This window comes from Paenibacillus sp. J22R98, from assembly GCF_059383835.1.
The window spans coordinates 142,208-164,315 of the sequence record NZ_JBXENW010000012.1; the positions used below are offsets into that span (position 1 = coordinate 142,208).

The following is a 22,108-nucleotide window of genomic DNA, read 5'->3' on the forward strand; positions in this document are numbered from 1 at the left end:
TTCCTTTCGCTCGTTAGAATACACGATATTTGGCGAACCGGTAAGACATCCAATAGGCAGCGACGATAAATACGAAACCAATTGTCGACTTGAACAATCCGGCAACGGCCGCAACGCTGAATTGCAGGTCCTGCAGGCCAAGCCGATAGACGAACGTATCAATAATGTCGCCCGTCGGATAGACGATTGGGCTGTAGAGGTTGAACACTTGGTCGAACCCGGCATTGAGTCCATTGCCTGCATTCAGCACGTTGCCCAAGCTTAGCGTCGCCATTAACGTAATGATGGGCATCATGCCCGGAAGCGTAATATACAGCATTTGCTTGAACCGACCGCCCCCGTCAATTGCGGCAGCCTCATATAAATTGGGATTGATGGATGTAATGGCCGCGAGATAAACAATCGTCGAGAAGCCGAATTCCTTCCATACATCGGAGAGGACCAAGACATATCGAAACGCATGCTCATCAGCCAGGAAAAACACCTCGTTTAACCCGAGTGCTTTCATAACGGCATTCACAATGCCCTGCGATGGAGACAGAACATCAATCAGAATGCCGCCCAGAATAACCCAGGATAAAAAGTGAGGCAAGTACACGGCGGTTTGAATGGACCGCTTTATTGCGCTCACTCGGACTTCATTGATTAGAATGGCGAAACCGATCGGTACGATCAGCCCGGCTGCCATTTTCATGATCGAAATAAAGAGCGTATTCCAGACGACCTGAACAAAGTCAGGCATGTCGAACAGATAAACGAAATTATCGAACCCCACAAACGTCGAGTTAAAGAAGCTGAGAAAGCCATGCACCGGATTATAATCCTGAAACGACATCAATATCCCCACCATGGGTATGTAGCAAAAAACGATCGCAAGCAGCACCGCCGGGATTAACATGACATGCAAGATACGGTTTTCATGCGATTTGGATTTTGTCTTTGCTTTTGCCTCGGACCTCTTAAGTGCCTTATCTGATGTCACCGTTTGCGTATTCATTGCACCTACCCCTTCACACGACTCCAAAATAGGAAGGGATAAACCGGAAGTTTACCCCTTCAGACTTCTGCTTCGCTATCGCAACATCAGTGGTTCTTATCGTACCAGCTGTTTACTTCCTTCGAAATCTGCGTGCCGCCTAATTTGTTGAAGCTCTTCACGTAGCTATCGAATTGGCTGACAGGCGATTTCCCCATAATAATCCGGGTAAACTGCTCCAAGCGCAGCTTATCGAGAGTAGGCGATTTCGCTGCCATCGTCGGTGTCGGCGCTCCGTAGTAGGCCAGCGGGAAGGTTTGACGGTTTTGGACATAGGTGTAGATCGCCGACCATGAGCTGAACGGAGAGCCTACCCACAGCAATGCCGGGTATTGGGTGTCATCGAACAGCTTCTGAACCGTACCATCTCCGGTTTTCACCATTACGCTGCTGTCGTATGGGATGGTGTTCAGTCGGATAATTTCCTGCATCCGTTTCTGCGTATTCTTCGCGTCTGCCGGCTTCATGGCTTGGTTCATCTTCGTTTTGGCAGGGTTGCCCGTATTAAGCAGCGTAATGTAGTCCTTATAGATATCGATATTCTGTGTCGGAGAGAAGGCTTGAACGGCAGAGAATTGCCAGCCCGGCGATGTGACTTTGCTATCCGGCAGGAGCGGATTCTTCGGATCAATGGAGCCAAAATGGTACAGCGGGCTGTAGTCCGGGCTCCAGTATGGTTCAAGCTTCGTATGCAGGTTGAGCATTTTGATGGCGGCTTCCGGGTACTTAAAGCCTTTTCTCACCACGTAATAGCCGGCGGAGCTAGGTCCAAGCTGAACCTTAGGCGCTTTGCCGTCCACAGTAGGGATCGGATAGAACTTCCAGTCCGCATTCGGATTTTGTTTCTTGGCATCCGGAATCGGCCAGAACGGATTCCATTGCTCGGCGTAGAACATACCGATTTTGCCCTTGACGATGTCCTCCGCCATCTTCGTGCCGTCTTTGACCGCGAACTCCTTGTCGATGTAGCCGTTCGAGTACATCGTAGCCAAGTCTTTGAGTGCGGATTTCACTTCCGGCTGAATTTCCCCAGCTACCAGGTTGTTGCCGGATTTGTCCGTAATCCAGTTCATGCCGCCGTTAGGCATTGCGACATAGGCTCTATTGGATTGGAAGAATCCGTTGAAGCCGCCGTAAATGCTGAAGATTTCCTTGGAAGCAGCGAGGCCCAGCGTATTTTTTTGACCGTCGCCGTCCGGATCCTTTTCCGTAAAGGCTTTAGCAATAGCCATCAAATCGGCGGTTGTCTTCGGCGGCTTCAAGCCGAGCTTCTTCAGCCAGTCTGCACGAATCGCCAGCACCGGAAGACTGTCGTTCACGGCGTTTCCAACCGGAATCGCCATTATTTTGCCGTCGAAGGTTGCGGTTTTGAGCGCTAAGCCGCCATCACCTTCTGTAAATCCTCTGGACCATGGCGATATGTAGGTCTGATAGGTTTTGGTCAAATCCGCTACCATGTTTAGTTTCACAAGCTTGGCCAGCTGGATGGCGTTGACTTTCATCACGTCAGGCAAGCTGTTGGAAGCAATCGCAATGTTGACCTTCTGTTCATATTGAATTTGAGGGGTCGTCCACTGCACCTTCAGGTTGATGCCTAATTCTTTCTTGTACGCGTCGGAGAACGGGTTTTTTCCGGTATAGCTTTGACCCTTCGGCATGACAGTTGCCCCGTCGGCGATGCTGTACACAGTTGATACCGTGATCGGTGTTTTGTATTTTGCCCAGATGTCGACCTTCTTGTTGGTCGTTACCGCGAAAGCCGGTGCTGAAGTGAAGGTCAGGAGCATGACTGCTGCCAAGCAGATTGCAACTTGAATCTTCTTATTCAAGCCAATTCCTCCTAGTGTTTTTTGACACTGTCACTCCGAGAAAATACACAAAGTGAAGCGCTTACATAAACTATAAATCGGGCGGGGAGAGCGCGTATATAGCACTATTTAAAGAACGGTTACTAATCTATATATTTCAGTTTTGTTACAAAGGCAGATTCAAATTGCGGAATTCCTGCGGCGTCATGCCAAACATCTTCTTGAAGAATCGGACAAAATAATTGGCGGAGCTGTATCCGACTGCAGCCGCTACCTCGTAAATTTTCATATCGCCTCGCAGCAGCAGTTCCTTGGAACGCTTCAATCTCTCCTGGTTGATATAATCGGACAAGTTGCTGCCGGTCACCTGTTTAAACAGCTGAGAGAGATACACGGGGCTGAAATGGACAACCTCGCCGAGCATATGCAGCGAGAGCTCGCCGGCAATATTCTCCTTGATGTACCGCTTGATTCTGCTGATGGTATCATTCGTACGCACCAGCTGATCTTGCGCTTGGATATCAAATAACGCATCCGAAATCGCCACCATATTGTCGACGGCCTCATGCCAGGCAGGGAACTCATGCAGCATAAACAGCTTTCTCAATCCGAGCCGCTCCGACAGCTTATGACTTAGGCTCCAGCTGTTAATATACGAGAGCAGCTGCGCCGCAATCGAATAATAAATTTCAAGGGCAGCGCTGTCGTACATGCTCTTCACCAAGCGCAGACCGTTCGTCATATCGCCGAGCAGAATCCTATATTCGTCCCTCTTACCGTTCTCCAGCAGGCTGACCAATTGCGCGGATTTCTTGAGCTGTGCAAAGCTCTTCAAGACCTGCCCATTGGAGGCAGCGCCTTCCTTGTATCCTTGTTCCAATAATCCGGCATCCCTCGACACAATCATTTCCTTCCCCGCTCCCATTCGGGCATTTAAAGACCGTTTCAGAAACGCGTACCCCTCCGCCGCCTCGCTAAATCGACAAGGTTCCTCTGCAATCGCAAAGGACATCGTCATGTTCGTCGACTCCTTGAACGACATCTGAATCGACTCAAACGACCATCTGAGCGAATTCTCCGTTAATTGGATTAACCAGACAATGTAGATTTTCTCGTTGCTGCTTACTACGTACCGCATGTCGTCACCAAGAAACTTCTCGGCTATTGCGCGGGCGCTAATTAAGATCTGGGAGCTAAAGGACGGTCTGTGACTATCCGCATCGTCAATCTTCCCAATGACGATCCAGACAGGCTGCTTCGCATCCAGCTTAATATGTAATTCGTCGAATTTCGCCTGTGTAATGGTCGTTTCTTCCAACATACCCTCTAACCATTCGCCAATAAATTCTTTGCGCAGCATCGGGATCGCCATGCGCTCCAGCTCCTTGACTCTGCCGGCAATGGATTCCTGCACCAGCTCCGCCTGTAGATCGGAGATCGCTTTAATCACAGCTTGTACAATGACCGAGTCATGCTCCGACTTCAAAATATAGCTGACACCTTCATACTTGCTAATCTGATAGATATAGTCAAATTCATTGTGCGCAGATAGAAAGATGGTTTTACTGGACGGCCAATATCGCTTCACCTGTTCCAGCAAGGCGATTCCATCCATGCCAGGCATGCACATGTCGGTGAGAAGAATGTCGATCTTCATCTGCTGCATGCGCTCAACCGCTTCGTAACCCGAATAGGCTTTGTATACGTCTAGTTCAAGCATCCCGTCCGATTTAAACAGATCATACAGCCAATCGACAATTTGATCCTCATCATCCACAATCAGCAACCTGTACATATTGGTCTCCTCCTGTAACAAATTTAATTTGCACTTTCAGCCCGCCCATGTCCCCTTGCGAGACAGTCACACCGCTTTCGTTTCCGAATTTCAGCCGGATTCTGCGATGAATGTTGACGATGCCTGTGACTTCATCGTAGGTTTCGGATTCCTCCAGCCTCTCCGCTAATTCTCTAACCCCCGCCTCAGTCAGCTCTCTCCCGTTATCCTCCAGCACAATGCAGAAGCCATCGTGCATATCGTGAAAGCTCACATCCAAGCGTCCGTTTCTGCCGACCCCCTTTAATCCATGATTAAAGGCATTCTCGATAAAGGGCTGCACAATGAGACGCGGCACCATTACGCCGGCATACCGCTCAGGCAGTTGGCCAAAATCAATAACAATGCGCTTCGAGAACCGCATCGTTTGAATTTCCGCATAATCCCTCGCATGTTCAACCTCATCCGACAGCTTCACTTCCTCAGCCGCATTTCGTGTAATGTACTTAAAATAATTAGCCAGATGTTCCGCAAACCGCGATGCATTGTCGATGTCCTCGCCAATAATCATGCGCTGCAGAATGAAGAAGCTATTGTATAGAAAATGGGGATTAATCTGCGATTGCAGCTGTTTGTATTCTGCATTCTTCGCGAGCAGCTTCTGCACGTACATTTGATCGATCATTTCAGCAATTTTCCCGGTCATCGAATTAAACGCCTGAAATAAATAGCGAAACTCAGTATCCTGCTGGTAGTCGACCTTGAAGTTTAACTCACCTTTCTCCGCCCTTCGGAAGGAGTGAATGAGCGTTTTCATCGGGTTACGAATTAATTTGTTCGCGAGGAAGGAAAACAAGAGGATAATTACGATACTTACGAAGGTGAAGGACCAGAACCAGCGTTTATACTTCTCAATCGTTTGAAAGATATAGTGCTCCGGCACAAATTTGACGTAGGTCATATCCAGAAAGTCGGAATAAATATACGAGACCAAGTAGCGCTCTCCATTTATGGAAGCGGTTTCAATTTTGGATGCATTAGGGGACAATCTGGCCCTGAGGGCGAATTCCGCGTGGGAAGCATCGTCACTCTCAATATCTTCTGCGATAACTTCACCGGCTGTACGGCTAATTAGGAAGGAGCCTCCATGCTCGTATGATCTCATTTGAACCAGCGATTGCTGCAGCGCTTCTGCGGATAAGGTCACATCAATAATGTGGGAGATAGCCGTATTGTCATTGGGGTCTAGGTAAGAATATGGGGATATAAAATGAAGACGACCGCCCCGGAACTTAATCTGATCGAAGGCATTATGTTTGAGCGTGTCAAAAAAAGCGGTATCTCTGGCGGAAAAGCTCCCATATATGCCCTGTGAGTCAATGGTCATTTTCGCCGGAGCGATCAAGGCACGAATGTTGTCGATATAAGCGCTGCTGCTCTTCAAGATGGTCAACTGCTCTTCAACGCGAAGAATCGACTGCGATTGCTCGTAATCATCCGGTATGACCGGGTAAACATTAACAAGCTTATTAATATCGTCGATGTTCAATAAGTTGTATTGCAATGTTCGGATGCGATCCAGATTGTTCTCCAGATCCTTCATGAAATAATTGCCTTGCAGCGTCATCGATTGCTTAATATCCGTACGGACGGTGCGCGAGCCCCAGTTGTACATCCCGATTCCGATGAGATACAGCGGGAGGAGAATAAAGATAAACATCGCCAGCAATCTGAAAAAAATCGTTTTCCTTAAGCCAAGAAGAACGTTGTTCATCCCGTATCTCCTAAAGAATCAGTATTTTTCAAATCATTTCCTATTGTATCATTTGACGCGGATCCCCATTATCCTGCACAGGCAAAAAAATACAGAGCAGAAGCAGCCCGGGCCACTGTGCTCTGTACTTCGCTAGGCTATGGATTACCCAAAAACATCCTTTATCGCTTCCAGATAGGCCATGCCATACTGCTCCTCCGGCTCCAGAAAGCCGCCTTCCGTCCATTCGTTCCACGAATAAATCGTGACGATTTTAGGCGAGGCTTCCACGGTCTCCTCCAGATACTTCTTCGCTTGGAGCAGTGACGATCTGAATAGGTCAGGCGTATTATCCACGACAATAGAAGAGAGGTAAGGTTCGTATAGATTCTCATATTCGCCCTGCATGGTATGATACAGCAGCGGTCCGCCGATCTGGTATCTCCTATCGGGGTGGCATCTCGGGCTCGGGTCCCAGCCCATGGATACATGCGGATGGTAGGGTACATTGAATTTCTGTTGAAATGCGGGCCAGCGTGACATCGCATCTTGTGCCCATTGGTCGTAGGGTCCATACAATCCATCCGGCGGGGTCCCATTATGAGCCCAAACGTAGGAGGTGACACTATCGACAGACAGCTTTCCGATCAGTTCAGCCGCATTTTCACCGAATAGCTCACTTTGCAGCCCCCACTCGATTGCGGCCAAATGAATTTCACCTAACCCGGCCGCCCTTGTTTTCTCGCGGAAACGATGAATGGCTTGCGCCGTCTCTTCAATACCACCGCATTCCGCTATTAATTTGCCGAGCTCATAGATCGAAATATATAAGCCGCCATTCACGCGCCAATAATTAGGCTGACTGAAGTAATTGTCGATGATATAGTCAAATGCTTCATCCTCAAGTGCCGATGCACACCACATCAATCCAAACTGAAGCCGCTCTCTGTTTGCAGCCTGTAGAAACCCCTGATCCAGCGCAAGATTATTGCCATTCCCGCCGAAACCGTCATCCTTCTGCCATCCCCATACATAGATAAATGTCGTGATGCCATGGTCCGCCGCGGCATCGATCTGATTCTCCGCATGCGCTGGGTTGGAGTCATCCAGGTAACCCCATAATGGCTTCTTAGGCTGGCGATGTCCAGGAAACCTTGGTATAGCCGACTTTAGATACTCCCACTCCGTCCAGCCTTTGCCTCGCTTCGATTCATTGCCTGCGTATGGATGCCAGTTCGACCAGTGATAACATGCGACATCATATGCCTTATTCATACGATCCCTCCCGCAAACTAAGAATGGCGCTACTATCTAGTAACCACCAATCGTTTATGGAAGCTTATGATAGCTCGGGACAAATCATCACTTGTTATTTGGACGGCTCATAATCGCTAATAATCACGTCCAGTATGCGCTTGGCCTCCGCTGCCGCAGTGGAGTTTCGATCATGCCCATTGTAAGTGATGAGCGCCTTCCATAGCGCCCAGCCGCGTGCCCGATGACGCGTTCCTTCGTCGCAGCCGACTTCACGCAGGAAGATCTCCCTGCTTTGAGCGTCGAAGAATGTCCACGCCATCACATAATCGCAAGCCGGATCGCCGGTACCCATTGTGCCGAAGTCGATAACGCCGCTGAGTCGCCCGTTCTGCGCCAACAGATTGCCGATTGCCACATCGCCGTGCACCCAGACCGGCGCCTCCGTCCATTGCGACTGCAATGCCAAGTCCCACATCTCGTGATATGGGCGGGTTTCAAAGGCCGATTTCAGATCCTTAAGCGTCGTCATCGTTTCCTCATGATAAACCGTAAGCGAGCCTCCACGGTAGAAATTATGCGCGCCCGAAGGAGGTCCTTCCGCAGCCGGGATGGCCCGAAGCTCCTTTAAGAATGCAGCCAAATCGACTGCAAGTTGATTTAGATCGTCTATCGAAGCAAGGCTTACGGTTTCCCCTTCGATCCAACGATTGATGGACCATGGCCACAGATATCCTTCCGCAGGATTCCCTTTCGCTACCGGAGCCTGTATAGGTAAAGTAAGGTTCGGTCTAAGCTTAGGCAGCCACATGAGTTCTTTCTCGACCTGGGCCGCATACGACTCATGGCTTGGCAGCCTGACGCTCATCTCCTCGCCTAAGTGGAAGGTTCGATTATCATGGCCGCTCTTGGCAACCGGATAGATCGGCAAGTCCGCCCATTGCGGGAACTGCCCTTTAATAAGCCTGCTTACGAGCTCTTTGTTGATTTCCGTCATTCGTTACCTCCTATAGATAGACGAATCGCTTCATTTCCCTTATCCAATCAAGGGAGCGGATTGTCCAAGTGTACCTTCAACCTCGTTCCCTTCCTTCCGCCAATACTCGATGCCGCCCAGCATCTCTTTTACCTTGAAGCCAAGGCCGGATAACCGAGCCGCGCCTTTGGTGCCGCCATTGCAAGCCGGCCCCCAGCAGTAGACCACGATAACCTGCTCTTTCGAGAAGGCGGCTGTCGTTTCCGGGGTGATCGTGTTGGACGGCAGGCTGATTGCGCCGGGAACATGGCATTCTTCATAGGCTTTCGCACTGCGAACATCGAGGAGCAGAAAATCATTCAGCCCGTGCAGCATGTCATATCGCACATCCGCAACATCTGTTTCCACGGATAGTTTGTTCATGTAATGACGATGTGTATGCTCGGGCGATGCAGCAGGTGTCTCAAGAACGAGGGATTGGCGTGTTTGAATGGTCATATTGATTACCTCCAGTGGGGTTGTGGATTTCTTGATTTCAATGTATCACAGCCCCTAACCATGGAGTTATCGATAGAAATCTATACTACACTTCACTCATTTCGATAATTGAGACCGCCACTAAGCAGTTCTACGAAGCCGTTGAACGCTTTCGACTTCCATTTCTTCTTGGAGTAAATCAATTGCGTATAGAACCTGCAGTCCGGGTGGACAAAAGGAATCGCGATTAGCTGGCCTTTACGAATTTCCTCGGCCACCGTAATCCGGGGCACTAGGGCAATCCCCAATCCATAGATCACACACTGCTTGATGGCTTCCAAATTGCCAAACTCGTACGAGAGACTGAAGCTCACTTGATTGCCCTTCAGCACCTTGAGCAGCATGGCTCTGTACGTGCAGCCATCCTCCGTCATAATAAGGGACTCGTTCTCCAAATCCGGGGCATGGACTTCGCTATGTCCATTTAATTTATGATTGGGGCTTGCGATAATGACCAATGTCTCTTCTCGCAGGATGGTGCTGTGAAGCTCGGGGTCCGTGAACGGAGGATCCAGAATGATCCCGACGTCGAGCTCGCCTTCCTTGACCGCTTCGATAATGAACGGCTCATTCGCCGGTTGAATGACAATGTTCACGTCCGGATACTCGCGGCGATAGGCCTGCAGATGCGGCGGGAGGTAAAAGGCAGCCAACGTCTCAATCGTACCGATTGAAAGTGTCCCCTTGGATTGTTTGGCTACGACTTCCTTGGACTCTTCATGCAGTCTGTAGATGTCGTTGGCATATTGCAGGAGCGCCTCACCCGCCATCGTCAGCTTCATGCCTCTGCCGAAACGCTCCAAGAGGACCGCCCCGTACGATTCCTCCAGCTTCTGGATCTGCGACGTGATGCTTGACTGGGCGTAGCCCAGCGATTCCGCGGCTCGCGTATAGCTCCCGCACCTGGCCACCTCACGGAAAGTCTTCAAGTACGTCAGTTCCACGGGCACCGCCTCCATTCGTATAAGAAGTTCCAGCTACTTTAACATGAACTCACCGTTACGGCAATCCATACGGGACGGTTCATGTGCCACTTAAAGACTGGAGTGGAGCTCATGCAGCTTAAGTAAGGCATGCCTCTCTAATGACTGAATCTCTCTCAGGAGCTCCGCACACTGATCACTCTGTTCGAACGGTTGCATGCGTGGTTCCGTGTACGGATACATGTCCTTCAGTACCTTACAATTAGTCGCGATTTCGTTATAGGTACATATGAGTTCATCAACGGTGCCGAGATTAATATCCGTCACCTTCTCTCTGATTTCACATAGAAACTGGCCCGCATGTTGCCTTGCTTCAGTAATAATTTCAATAAATAAGCTGAAGAAGTACTTGTCCAGCTGCTGGTTTGTCAGCGCTGTTAGCCAACGCTCATAGGCCTGCGAACCGACGAGGTAGGTTTTGCCGGACCATTCGTAGACTCCCCTCTCATTTAACCGAATGACGAACCCGAGTGCCTCTTTCAGCGCTGCCCGAACGTCTTGCTTTGCCGGAATTGGCTTCGCCCAATGCAGAGAAATCAGCCCGCTGGATGGGTCGGTTTGCGTTGCGGATGACTCGCGATCACGAACACAGTTGATGCAAGGGCACTGACTTAAACCTAACGAGTTCCATGGAATAACATCCTCACTATGCTCGAATCCCGTATGCCACGTGTAGGTGTAGTAACCATGATCATCGATCGCGTAGATGACCGACGACTGGTTGTTGATATCGATATTTTTTGCAAAAACCGGTTGTCCGGCGTGAATGGCTTGTTTGGCTTTCTCCCAAGCTTCTGCTTGTAATCGTGCGAAGGTTTCACCCTCTGCATGAACATGGTAACCTTCAATGCCCAAGCCGAAATTACGAGCAAGCTGAAACACATCCGGTTCGAGCGGCCCACCGTTAGGTTCGCACATGTTCTCATCAAGGATGTGCAGGAAGGCGATCCCCGTCATGCCATACATCCATGAAGTCGTTAGCGGAAGCTGATAATAGTCAGCAACCGACTTTATGGCACCCACCAGTGAAGCATCAAGTCCACTAAACCTATAATTCTCCAGCTTTACCACAGTATCAGGTTGAGCGATCTTATTCTCTTGCATTCGCCACACCACCTCCGCAATTTCTTACAGAGATTCTTCACCATTATTATCCAAATTACCTGCCGCATATAAAAAAATACAGAGCCCTGGCGATATGCTCGCCATGCTCTGTACAGCACTTATTGCTTGAAAGATAAACCATTTGCCTCCAGAGCCGCTCTCAGCTTCGGCATTGAGCCCGGCCCCATACCGTGATACTTGAGTATCTCCGCTTCGCTATAATTCGATAGCTGCTCTAGCGTGGTTATCCCGTTGTTCTCCAACGCTCGTCTTGCCGGTGCCGACAGCTGAGACAGAAATCCGTTCTCGGGCTTCCGCTCTTGCTCGCAGGTCGGGCAGGTCGGACAGTCCGTGCTTTTATAATACTTATGTCCTTTCTTGCAGGTTCGTAAGGATTTCTCCGTCGTTGCCATTGGTGCACCCATCCTCTCTTGGAAATTTACCGTTTTGTTTATTGTACCGCAAAAGGACCAGGCGCTGCCGCCTGGTCCTTCTGACGATTCACTGCAGCGCGGAAGGTCACACAGAGGTCTACATGGGGGCCTATACGGTCAATGTGATCAATAGCACAACGAAAAAGGCGTAGCCACTGCCAATACAGTGCACCACGCCAATTTGCTTAACCGTTTCCGGCGACCGCCGCGTCGACGACTAGTCGCAGCTGCTGGGATGCCGCGAACGGATCCTCCACGAGCGAAATCGCAGAGATAAGAGATATGCCGTCGGCCCCGGCACGGATGACGTCGCCCGCGTTCACATCGGTGATTCCGCCGATGCCGACGATCGGAATGTGCATGCCCCGTTCCCGCATCTGCGTGAGCACGCTTAGGCCTGAAGCGTCCTTGGCATCCTCCTTCGTGCGAGTGGAGAACAGCGGCCCGATGCCCAAGTAGTCCGCGCCGCAACGAATGGCAGCTTCAGCCTCCTTTACGTCGTAGGCAGAGACGCCAAGCAGCTTATTGTCGCCGATTAACCGGCGAACGGCCGCTGCCGCCTCATCCTCCTGGCCGACATGGACACCGTCCGCGTCCACTTCCAAGGCCAGCTCGACATCGTCGTTCACGATGAACGGAATGCGATGCTCGCGGCACAGCTCCCGAAGACGCCAAGCCAGCTCGACTCGGGCATCACCTACAAGCGCGCCGCTACCCTTCTCGCGGAACTGAAACATCGTGACGCCGCCTTTGATCGCTTCCGACAATACCTGAACAGGATCGCGCCCCGGCAAACAGTTGTTGCTCCCCATGATGAAATAAAGTCGCAGCGCCTCGCGTATGACCTTATCCGGCCAAGCCCCCGTGCTCATCGTCCACTCTCCTGATCGCGGTACGCCCAGTGATTGGTCGGTCCGTGCCCTTGTCCAAGGCCAAGCGGAAATTCGATCGCCGCCTGGATGAAAGCTTTGGCGACTTCGACAGCTTCAGGTACGTCGCGGCCTTTGGCAAGCTCAGCTGTGATCGCCGAAGCGAATGTGCAGCCGGTGCCATGCGTATGGCGCGTTTCTCTCCGCTGGCTGCGAAACTCGTAGAAGTCCCGGCCGTCATAGAGAATATCAATCGCCTGCCCATCATCGGTCAGATCGTGACCGCCTTTGAGCACGACATGCTTGGCACCGAAGTCGGCCAACCGCTTGGCCGCTTCTTTACGCGCAGCAATGCCCGCGATTGTCATCCCCGTCAGCGCCTCCGCTTCCGGCACATTAGGTGTGACAACCCATGCGAGCGGAAGCAGCGTTTCTTTCATGGCCCGAACCGCTTGATCGAGCAGCAGTGAAGCTCCGCCCTTGGCGATCATAACCGGATCGACAACGACCTTGCTCCAGCCGTAACGGCGGATTTCCTCGGCAACCGCAACGATAATCTCATCGTTGAACAGCATGCCCGTCTTCACCGCATCCGTGCCGAGATCGTCCCCGATGGCCTCAATCTGCGATCGAACCGCTTCAGCCGTCAGCGGATAGATCCCCCGTACGCCAAGTGTATTCTGCGATGTGACAGCCGTAATGGCCGACATCCCGTACACCCGAAGCTCTTGAAATGTCTTCAAATCCGCTTGAATACCGGCGCCGCCGCCGCTATCCGAGCCAGCAATCGTTAATGCTCTCGCTATACTCATGGTTCAATCCGCTCCACTCGGCCCAGCTTCTCGATATCCTCTGCAGTTACATTCGACAATTGATCGAGGAACGCGATTTGGAAGCTGCCCGGCCCTTGACCGGCCGCTTTGCCTACTGCAAGCTCAGCAGCTACGCCATATGCCGTCAATGCAGCTACGGATGCAACAAGCAGATCGCTCTCTACCGCCGCGAATGCGCCGATAACGGACGTTAACAGACAGCCCGTTCCGGTAACGCGCGTCAGAATCGCATCCCCATTACGCACGGCAAACGTCCGCGTACCGTCAGAGACGATATCGGCCTCGCCGGTAATAACGACGACAGTGCCGAGCTGCAACGCCGCATGCTTAGCCAATTCAACTACATCGCCGCCGCTTGTTCCGGCATCGACGCCTTTAATCGACCATTCGCGGCCGACCACGTTCGCGATTTCGGCTGCATTTCCGCGAAGGATGCTGATCTTAACTTCTGCCAGTAATCCTCTGGCTGTGTCCGTACGGTAAGCCGAAGCTCCCGCTCCAACCGGATCCAGCACGACCGGGACGCCATGCGCGTTGGCTGAGCTTCCCGCCAGCTTCATCGCTTCGATCTCCGTTTCGTTCAGCGTTCCAATGTTCAGTACGAGCGCTCCGGATATTTTGGCAATATCCGCGACTTCTTGCTTGGCATACGCCATGACCGGGGATGCCCCAAGTGCCAACAGGCCGTTCGCGGTGAAATTCGTGACGACAACATTCGTAATATTGTGAATCAACGGGTTCGTTTCCCTTACTTGTTTCAGCTTGCTCGCTACAGTTTGAATGTTCATAGCCTCGGCCACCTCTTCATTCCTATTTTCCAATCCAGTACCGTATCAAAAAAGCGCCTTACCCGCAGAACGAGGGTAAGGCGCCACAATGCGCACGACAGCCGTGAACTTCCTACGATGGCATTACCCAACAGGTTAAACGGTCTACGACGGATTAGTCGTACTCTCAGCCTGTTTCTACAAGCTCCCGCGCTATTATTTGATTGTGATCAGTGTAATCCATGACATCCAAAATTGCAACGGTAATCACGGGCCATTCATTATAGGAGTCCTAGCAATCTCAAAATACTAGAATAGGATAGAGTATCCCGCTGTGAAAGGAGGATAAACCTCATGGCAGGTTTAAAAACATTTGTAAATACCACCGGAGCCGTTTTGGATATTACGCTGTTTATCCGCGCAGGCTTGGAGCCTTATAACCATTATGGCACGGAATCCTTTACTCTTGGACCATTTGGGACAGAAGAGGTTGCTAACGGCGACGACGACAACGCTTTTCTAAATGGCATCCTGCTTTTCACGATCTTCGAAGGCGACCTCTACAGCAAAATGCAATTCGTTGTTACCCGCGGAAGCGAGTTGGATGGGTTACTAAATACGAACAGCATTATTACGTACACGCTTACAGACACGGATTATGTCCTTTCGGGCAGTAACTAATCCGAAGTTGATCAACCGCGCAGAAAGAATGGACCCCGCTTCACGCAAAGTGATGGCGGGGTCTGTTTTTTCCCATAATCAAGATTGAAACGGGTCGATTCCTAGTGGAAAACGTTCAAATAAGCCCGCTTACAACCGTCACGAGCGCTTCAGCCTGCTGCCCCATCTTCCGATCCCCAATTGTAACGTCGACCGCGATTCGGGCTCGCTTCACCGAGATCCCGGCTGGCACCGAAATCGCAAACTGCACCGTCTCCACGTTGTGCGGATCGATTTCCAACTGCTGCTCATCGGCCTCTATATTCCAGCTCGGAGGAGTAACCAGTCGCACGGTTGCCTTTTCCCTGCTTGAGAAAGGATTTAACACCTCAACCGCAATTTCGGTCTTTTCCCCGACGTTCACCTCAATTTGGTAAGGTTTAATCCATGCACAATAACCTTCGGCTCCCAGATCGATCTTCTCCAGAGGCAACAGCTCATCATGCAGCTGCTTCAAGCTTTCCCCGTCCCGCTTCAGCTTATCGAAGTAGCCTTCCTCCACCCATAGCGGATCCCAGTGGCCGGAAACAATGAGGTCGGGATTCAGACTCTGATACAACTCCGCGCTTAAAATATAGTCATGAGAACGGAACCGATTCTGATACACGTAATTATTTAAGTTGCCGTCATTCCCCTGCTGATCTCCGATGGCCAACACGCGTTTACCATCGACTTCGAACGAGATAGCGACCGCATAGAGGGTATGGCCCGGTTGCTCGTAGAGACGGATGTCATACTCCTCCCAGACCACGGACTGCTCAAGCGGTATTCTACGGTCTACCGGAATGGGATCATACCAAATACAGGGTACGTCGTAGTGGGATGGATTTTCGAACAGATCGGCAAAATTATCGGCTACCCAGGTCTCTGTACCTTCAACATCACGCAGAAGATTAAACCCCGCCACATGATCGTCATGATAATGCGTCGGTATGACCACATCAATGTTGGACACATTGTATTGCTTCTTCAACTGCTCAATGGGGTAGAGAGACGGCCGGCGTGATGCGCGATCCGTTCCAGCTATGAAGATTGCATGTATATTGGCATATCCATAGTCGATAAGAAGTGCTTTGCCGCTTTCGGAAAGGAGCACATAGGAGTTGGCAAAACTGCGGGCATTCCAAAGCAGATGAGGGGTAATTTCCCGAAACTCCGGTTCCTTGAAGGACTCGAAATCCGCGTATTGGCCACGCAGTCGAAGGAGCTGCTCTAATTTCTCAATCAAAGGCGCTATGGCCGCAGAAGGCTGTTCCATAATCTCGCCATGCGACGGAAGCAGCATCTGCAGGCTTTTATCCCGCAGAACCGCCAATGAACAAATCGAATGACTAACCCCTTCACAGCCGTTGTACGACCACTGCGTCGCCGCCATGGACCAAACCTTTCCCGGACCTGCGATCAAATCTCCTGTGAAAGCAACAAGGCTGCCATCCAGTACGGTAGTCAGCGTTATCGATCCTGTCGTGTGCCCGGGAGTAGGAACCACGTTAAAGGAATGCCCGCCAAAGGTATAGTTGGCATAATCCTTCAGTGTTCCGGCAATCGAAATCGGTTCGAGCAAGGAGAATTTATCTTGGCGTACATTGTAGTTGACGAGTATTTCACGGCCCTGCCAGTGTTGGTCCACATGCGCAAACAAATCCTGCTCATGATGAGGCACCCAGACGCGCGCACCTGCCGCAATCGCTTTGTCCAGTCCTTGCCCTTGATCCCGATGATGATGCGTCATCAGTACATCCGTGACCTTATCAACGCCGATTGCTGCCAGCTCTTCAAGCACGTTGCCTGATCCGAAATCGATCAAGACCGCTTCGCTTCCGTGCTTAATGACATACACCAGACAAGTATCCTCATATTGATATAGATTCGGTGAAATCGACTTCAGCATGCAAGCTGCTCCCCCTATTCATAGCGATGAATTTGTCTTCTCATCCACTGCGTTGCGACCCATTTCTCCCCGACCACAATGGGATTGCCCCCATGCAAGGTGAGTTCATTTAAGTGATCGTCCGTATAGAAGTATTCAAAATAGACAGCGCTTCCTTTTTTGGGCGTTACCGCAAAATGCAGGGAAGGAAAATACGTTTCGCCCCCCTCCTCCACATCATTTAAATACATGATCAGCGTGCTGATGCGATTGTTTACTGCGTTTCCGGATTTAAAATAATCAAAATGGGGCTGATACTGCTCACCGGCTTTATAATGTAAAATTTGCAGCGGTTCCGCATGCGCGATAGGTACACTCATCAGTTCGGCTACTCTGGTTTCGATGACATGAATGGATTCATTTTCGTTTTCTTCGAAGAACATGCTGCTGCTGGTGCGAATATCGCTTACCTCGTGAGCTTTGCCGATCTTGGCCCGCTGCATTCTGCTTGTAGCCAGCTCAATCAACGTATCGCATTCGGCATGGCTAAGCACATTTTCCAATATGAGAATAAGCGGTTCTTCGATTCTGCCGACAATCGTAATTTCCTTATCCGCCGTTCTAATTTTGTTTCGGCTCACGTTCATAATCGTCTGTTCTTTAATCGTCATCGTCATGTCCTCCTCTATCTCGAATACTGAGGAAGTAGTCGAATCAAACGGTGTTCCAGTTGATTACTAATTCTTCAACAGAGTCGGAAATACCTTCCAGAAGGCGGGCTGGTAAATGATGAGGACGCAAAAAAGGCACAAGGTTCTCACCCTGCACCATCCATACAATTATGCCGCACGCCGCGAAATCTAACGAACCGTAGGGGCCTTATTAGGCCGATTTTCGGGGTTCCGAGATTCTAACGAACCGTAGAGGCGTTATTCCCCGAAAATCAGCCCCCAAATCCCCGAAAACCATTAAATAGAGTCCGTAGGATTCGTTAGCATTTTTTCGAAGCTATTTTGATGCAAATAAGACCCGTACGGTTCGTTAGAGCACTTTTGTGCGCTATGCCTGGCGGCGAACGCTTCGTGCAGCCCTAATCGGAGGAAGCTGCGGGATGATCATCCCCACCAGCATAAACAAACAGCCGACCACGCCTCGTGTATCCAGCAATTCGCCGAGTATGAAGTAACCGCCAACAACCGCGAATACCGTTTCCATGCTCATAATAATCGCCGCCTGCGTCGGATGCGCACCTTTCTGACCGACAACCTGCAGTGTATAGGCAATCCCAACTGAGCAAATGCCGCCGTACAGAAGCGGAATAAGCGCCTGCGACAGTCCTGTCCAATCGATCGTTTCAGTTGCGAAAGCAACGATAAAGCTAAGTACGGAACACGTGACCACTTGAAAGAACGACAGCTTAATAACGTCCGTTCGCCGAGACAACTTGTCAATCAGCAGAATATGCGCCGACCAGAAGAATGCCCCAACGAGCTCGTATAAGTCACCCGTCCCTAGCGTCAAATCATTCTTTAAGCACAGTAAATATAAACCGTAAACCGCTATGATAGCACCTATCGCGCTGTTCGCATTAATGCGTTGCTTTAGAAACAAGCCCAGAAACGGCACAATCACAATATACAATCCCGTCACAAAAGCTGCTTTCCCCGCAGTTGTATACATGAGTCCAATTTGCTGTAACGACGCCCCGCAGAAGAGGATCAAGCCTGCTATGAAACCGGAGACCGCCGAGCTTTTTACCGAAGCCTTAATCTCGTTAAATGGTTTCCGGGATCTTCGATCCAGCCAGATGATGAGCGGAATCAGGGATAATGCGCCTAGTGCAAATCTAACGGCATTAAAGGTAAATGGCCCTGTATAATTCATCCCTTCGCGCTGCGCTACAAAAGCAGAACCCCAGATGCAAGCCGTGATTAGCAGCAGCACACTGGATTTCATTTGTTGTTGTTTACTCATAAGATGTCGTCTCTCCCAGCCAATCTTTTTGAAACACCAACTAACCATACCAAAAAAGCCGGAACCTTTGAACAACGATTTCCTCTGAAAGCTGAGTCTGTTCATCATTTCCTATCACTAAAAATGCCACCGTTTTTTTATCCTACCATCGTCCACAGCTGTTTTCCGATTAGTAAAACCGTAACGAGCACAAACAGCAGCTTTACGTACTTGGTTCCTTTCTTGATCGCCAGACGGGAGCCGGCGAATGAGCCGAGCACCATCGTCGAGCCCATTAGCAGGCCGAGGCGGAAATCAACCCAGCCCAGAGACAGAAACACGATCAAGCTCGCCACGTTGCTCGTGAAATTGAGCAGCTTCGCGTTGCCTGCCGCTTGCACGAAATCAAAACCCAGCATGATGAAAATAAAGATTAAGAACGAGCCGGTCCCCGGACCGAAGAAGCCGTCATATGCGCCGAGCACGAACGCCGCGGCAATCGCGCCGAACTGAGCAGCTGCCGTAAGCTCGCTACGTGTTCCTTCCATCCCCCAATTGCGTTTCAGCAGCGTGTACACGGTGACGGCAATAAGCATGACGACAATTGCGGGCCGCAGCCAATCCGATGGGATAAGCTGAAGCAGCATTGCTCCTCCCGCTGCACCGACCGCCGTGAACGGGACGAGCTTGCCCGTGCTGCGCAGTTTGATTTTGCCGGAACGCCAGAAAGTAAGCGTGCTTGTTACCGAAGAGAACGAGGCCGACAGCTTGTTCGTTCCGAGCGCCAGATGCGGCGGGAGTCCCGCCGCCAGCAGGACCGGCACTGAGATAAGGCCTCCCCCGCCTACCGAGGAGTCAATAAAGGCAGCCAGAAAACCGCCGCCGAGCATTAATGCGATAATTCCCCATGTTAAATCCATAGCTGTAAGACACTTAACCCCTTTCGAACGTACATATGCCGAATTCAAATGACTTCAAGAATTACATCGTACGACAAAATGCTCCTGAGCGCACTACAGAAAAAAGACCGGGAGTTTCTCTCCCGGCCTTCTTAGCTTACCGCTATTTGCCCTGACTTGTCACAACCCCCAACCCGCGCCGTTAATAGGCTCTTACTCTTCCCCAATAGCACGAGCATAAGCGACAATCGGCGGCTCGCCGAACTCCTGCGCGTAGTCCTCGCCTAACCATACGCCGAAGCTGGTCTGCCGATGGAATCCCAGGCTCCGATAATGCTCCGCGTCCCGGCGGATGACCTCTTCGTAGAACGGCAATGGTTTCAACGGCTTTTGCCAGTTCAGAAACCGGGAATTGTCCATCCAGTATTCCAGAATTTGAGCGCCCTCCTGTCCGAATAGCTGCAGCAGACCAGGCAGATGCTCGAGCTCCTTATAGTTCTCCGGGCAATCCGAATCATGGATCGGACGAGCTGAATTCCGATAGATAGGCGCATACTCCAGAAAGATACCAGGATCGGGCTGCACGTTCACAGGTGCTTGGATCGTATCTTGGTAAGCCAGATAACAATGCTCAGCCGCCGCATCAAACCGCCGAATCCCCCGCAGGATACGATTGTAGAAAATCATCGCCTGGTCGGACGTAGTCAACGTTCGGCAATCCTCGCAGTGGCAAGCGCTGTTGGTCACGTCGTCGATCCAGAAATAATATCGCCCCGATCGTGTGGGCAACACTCGAGCCAGCTCTTCGGACCGCACCTCCAAGAAATCAAGCGCCTCCTTGTTAGAGGCACACAAGTTAAAGTCCGCATTGCGATTCCCTGACTCGTCCAGCCGGAACCAGTCGGGATGCTCGGAGAAGAGCGCGCGCGGAACGAGCCACGACATGGCATGGGATTCGAACTCGAGATCCACATCCAGCTCCTTCATCCGTGCTGCGAATTGTTCAAAGGCCGGCGTTTTCACAAACTCCAGCATGTTCTCTAGCTCCTCGAGCGCTCCCGCTCCCCAACCCGGATGGATGCCCACCAGATTAAGGCCCGAGCGAGCAATCAAGTCTGCCCAATAAGGGCCAACTTCCTCGGGGAGAATCAGTATACCGCGTTTATCTTTCATGTTGGTTGTCTCCTCTTAAGCTGTCAGAATTTATCCGCTGTATACCAGAAAATAGGGAGTGGAAACCATCCGGCAGGCGCTTTCGCTCCCGAATAACGGCCATGCGGCGTCACCAGAAGGGTCTGCGCCTGCTGCTTGTTAAGCGTAAGTGCGTCGGGCTTAGCCGACCGCTCGACGGTCACGCCATTCTCATCTATACGAGCTGTAACAGGCTGGCCGTCCAGCACGGCGGAGAATTCGCCGGGTGTAAGTCCGGTTGTCCTATACGCAAGCGTTAAGTAAGCCTCAAGCACGCGGGCAAAATCTATAATATGGTACATGTCGGACGTACCAATCGCGTAATTTTCTGCAAAGCTGCTAAGGCTCGCATTCAGCTCCGTCTCATATTCCGGTGCGAATACGGCTATCCACTCCTGACCCGCATGTGCCAAATAACCTTTGATTGCACGTGGAACGTCATTCACATCTTCCATCGCGAGCTCCGTAATTTCATTGCCTGCTTTGTTGACGACCATATAGCCAATTAGCTTCTCCCCATCCAACACGCCGATCGCTCGCTGCTCGAGTCCGTTCAAGATAGACGACAAATGCTTCTCATCGCGGTGAACGAAAGCAGGCCGCGCATCGTTGAGCTTACGCGCGAAAGCTGCTGCGCCTTCGACTTCGAACAACGTAGGGAACGACAGCCCGTTCACGTTCACATCGCTCAAGGCGTGACGGCAATTGACCTCTCCCACCGAATATTTGATTTTCACCCCTCCGAGGGTAAAATCGAAATACTCGTACCGCTGTCGCTGACCATATAAGACAACCATGTCGTACAATTCAGGCGCCTCTTCCAGCCACTTGTTCATCAGCACCTTCATATGCCCTTCCCCGCGAGCCCTTGGATGCACCGAAACAATCCCCAAATATCCGACGCGCAGCGCAACGCCGGCTACATTCATCGGTTCCGGGTAAATCGCTACCTGCGCGCGCAACCGACCCTTATCATCCGCAGCCACCATGTGGATTGACGAAGAATCGATGTCCTTGCTGTACACTTTGGGAAGCACGGTTTCTACATCTATCTTAAAGGCATAGTTGGCTAAATCGATATATTCCTCACGCTCATCCGGTCTTGCCCTTCTATATTCCAGCACGACGTTAACTCCCTCATTTCAAGCATCTGTCTTCAAACTACTTCCATTATACCGAAAAAAGAATTGCCCCAGATGAGCAGATCCATAATGCAGTACTTTCGACAAATCCTTTATCGCCCCACTAATAATCAGCAGGCTTCACGCATGGATGCAGCAACAATGAATTGACAAAATCGCCATTACTAAATACACCGCCAAGCTAAATAGAAGCCTGACGATGTAG

The 22,108-nt window shown here is 50.9% G+C and carries 20 protein-coding genes; 1 reads left to right on the forward strand and 19 read right to left on the reverse strand.

What is annotated here, in order from left to right; all coding sequences use genetic code 11:
* Positions 1–13 precede the first annotated feature (13 nt).
* The 13 genes from AC50Y3_RS26945 to thiM form a co-directional block, all read right to left on the reverse strand.
* Positions 14–997: an ABC transporter permease gene (locus AC50Y3_RS26945; RefSeq protein ID WP_494821794.1), complete on the reverse strand. Its 984-nt coding sequence runs from the start codon at positions 995–997 to the stop codon at positions 14–16.
* A gap of 86 nt (positions 998–1,083) precedes the next feature.
* Positions 1,084–2,865 carry a type 2 periplasmic-binding domain-containing protein gene (locus tag AC50Y3_RS26950; protein WP_494821795.1) on the reverse strand — a complete coding sequence of 594 codons (1,782 nt, stop codon included), beginning with the start codon at positions 2,863–2,865 and terminating at the stop codon, positions 1,084–1,086.
* A 145-nt stretch (positions 2,866–3,010) separates the two neighbouring features.
* Entirely contained in the window at positions 3,011–4,639 is a 1,629-nt protein-coding gene (locus AC50Y3_RS26955; protein ID WP_494821796.1) for a response regulator transcription factor, read from the reverse strand.
* Positions 4,614–6,392 (reverse strand): cache domain-containing sensor histidine kinase, encoded by a 1,779-nt coding sequence (locus AC50Y3_RS26960; protein WP_494821797.1) that lies wholly within the window; start codon positions 6,390–6,392, stop codon positions 4,614–4,616. The genes AC50Y3_RS26955 and AC50Y3_RS26960 overlap by 26 nt, the downstream gene beginning before the upstream one ends.
* A 144-nt stretch (positions 6,393–6,536) precedes the next feature.
* A complete protein-coding gene (locus tag AC50Y3_RS26965) occupies positions 6,537–7,646 on the reverse strand; it encodes a glycoside hydrolase family 99-like domain-containing protein (protein ID WP_494821798.1) in 1,110 nt (369 codons plus the stop codon).
* Positions 7,647–7,740: 94 nt separating this feature from the next.
* A complete protein-coding gene (locus tag AC50Y3_RS26970) occupies positions 7,741–8,622 on the reverse strand; it encodes an aminoglycoside phosphotransferase family protein (RefSeq protein ID WP_494821799.1) in 882 nt (293 codons plus the stop codon).
* A gap of 39 nt (positions 8,623–8,661) precedes the next feature.
* Positions 8,662–9,099: a rhodanese-like domain-containing protein gene (locus AC50Y3_RS26975; protein ID WP_494821800.1), complete on the reverse strand. Its 438-nt coding sequence runs from the start codon at positions 9,097–9,099 to the stop codon at positions 8,662–8,664.
* Between the two features lie 92 nt (positions 9,100–9,191).
* Positions 9,192–10,082, reverse strand: coding sequence for a LysR family transcriptional regulator (locus AC50Y3_RS26980; protein ID WP_494821801.1), 891 nt, complete (start codon positions 10,080–10,082; stop codon positions 9,192–9,194).
* Between the two features lie 90 nt (positions 10,083–10,172).
* Positions 10,173–11,225 carry a hypothetical protein gene (locus AC50Y3_RS26985; protein WP_494821802.1) on the reverse strand — a complete coding sequence of 351 codons (1,053 nt, stop codon included), beginning with the start codon at positions 11,223–11,225 and terminating at the stop codon, positions 10,173–10,175.
* A 119-nt stretch (positions 11,226–11,344) separates the two neighbouring features.
* A complete protein-coding gene (locus tag AC50Y3_RS26990; protein WP_494821803.1) occupies positions 11,345–11,638 on the reverse strand; it encodes an RNA polymerase alpha subunit C-terminal domain-containing protein in 294 nt (97 codons plus the stop codon).
* Positions 11,639–11,844: 206 nt separating this feature from the next.
* Positions 11,845–12,531 (reverse strand): thiamine phosphate synthase, encoded by a 687-nt coding sequence (gene thiE / locus AC50Y3_RS26995; RefSeq protein ID WP_494821804.1) that lies wholly within the window; start codon positions 12,529–12,531, stop codon positions 11,845–11,847.
* A complete protein-coding gene (gene thiD, locus AC50Y3_RS27000) occupies positions 12,528–13,340 on the reverse strand; it encodes a bifunctional hydroxymethylpyrimidine kinase/phosphomethylpyrimidine kinase (protein ID WP_494821805.1) in 813 nt (270 codons plus the stop codon). The genes thiE and thiD overlap by 4 nt, the downstream gene beginning before the upstream one ends.
* Complete coding sequence (gene thiM / locus AC50Y3_RS27005; protein WP_494821806.1) at positions 13,337–14,149, reverse strand: hydroxyethylthiazole kinase; 813 nt, start codon at positions 14,147–14,149, stop codon at positions 13,337–13,339. The genes thiD and thiM overlap by 4 nt, the downstream gene beginning before the upstream one ends.
* 333 nt (positions 14,150–14,482) lie before the next feature.
* Between thiM and AC50Y3_RS27010 the strand changes: the two genes are divergently transcribed.
* Complete coding sequence (locus tag AC50Y3_RS27010) at positions 14,483–14,809, forward strand: hypothetical protein (protein WP_494821807.1); 327 nt, start codon at positions 14,483–14,485, stop codon at positions 14,807–14,809.
* A 115-nt stretch (positions 14,810–14,924) separates the two neighbouring features.
* Here AC50Y3_RS27010 and AC50Y3_RS27015 read toward each other — a convergent pair whose 3' ends face one another.
* The 6 genes from AC50Y3_RS27015 to AC50Y3_RS27040 all read right to left on the reverse strand — a co-directional run bounded on the left by AC50Y3_RS27015 (position 14,925) and on the right by AC50Y3_RS27040 (position 21,885).
* The gene (locus AC50Y3_RS27015; protein ID WP_494821808.1) at positions 14,925–16,739 is read right to left on the reverse strand and encodes an MBL fold metallo-hydrolase; all 1,815 of its coding nucleotides are present in this window, start codon (positions 16,737–16,739) and stop codon (positions 14,925–14,927) included.
* Positions 16,740–16,753: 14 nt separating this feature from the next.
* On the reverse strand, positions 16,754–17,389 hold the full coding sequence (locus tag AC50Y3_RS27020) for a 2OG-Fe(II) oxygenase (RefSeq protein ID WP_494821809.1): 636 nt from the start codon (positions 17,387–17,389) through the stop codon (positions 16,754–16,756).
* Positions 17,390–17,777: 388 nt separating this feature from the next.
* Entirely contained in the window at positions 17,778–18,692 is a 915-nt protein-coding gene (locus AC50Y3_RS27025) for a DMT family transporter (RefSeq protein WP_494821810.1), read from the reverse strand.
* Positions 18,693–18,829: 137 nt separating this feature from the next.
* The gene (locus AC50Y3_RS27030) at positions 18,830–19,591 is read right to left on the reverse strand and encodes a TSUP family transporter (protein WP_494821811.1); all 762 of its coding nucleotides are present in this window, start codon (positions 19,589–19,591) and stop codon (positions 18,830–18,832) included.
* A 192-nt stretch (positions 19,592–19,783) separates the two neighbouring features.
* Positions 19,784–20,743: a DUF4838 domain-containing protein gene (locus tag AC50Y3_RS27035; protein ID WP_494821812.1), complete on the reverse strand. Its 960-nt coding sequence runs from the start codon at positions 20,741–20,743 to the stop codon at positions 19,784–19,786.
* Between the two features lie 23 nt (positions 20,744–20,766).
* On the reverse strand, positions 20,767–21,885 hold the full coding sequence (locus tag AC50Y3_RS27040) for a GNAT family N-acetyltransferase (RefSeq protein ID WP_494821813.1): 1,119 nt from the start codon (positions 21,883–21,885) through the stop codon (positions 20,767–20,769).
* Between the last annotated feature and the right edge of the window lie 223 nt (positions 21,886–22,108).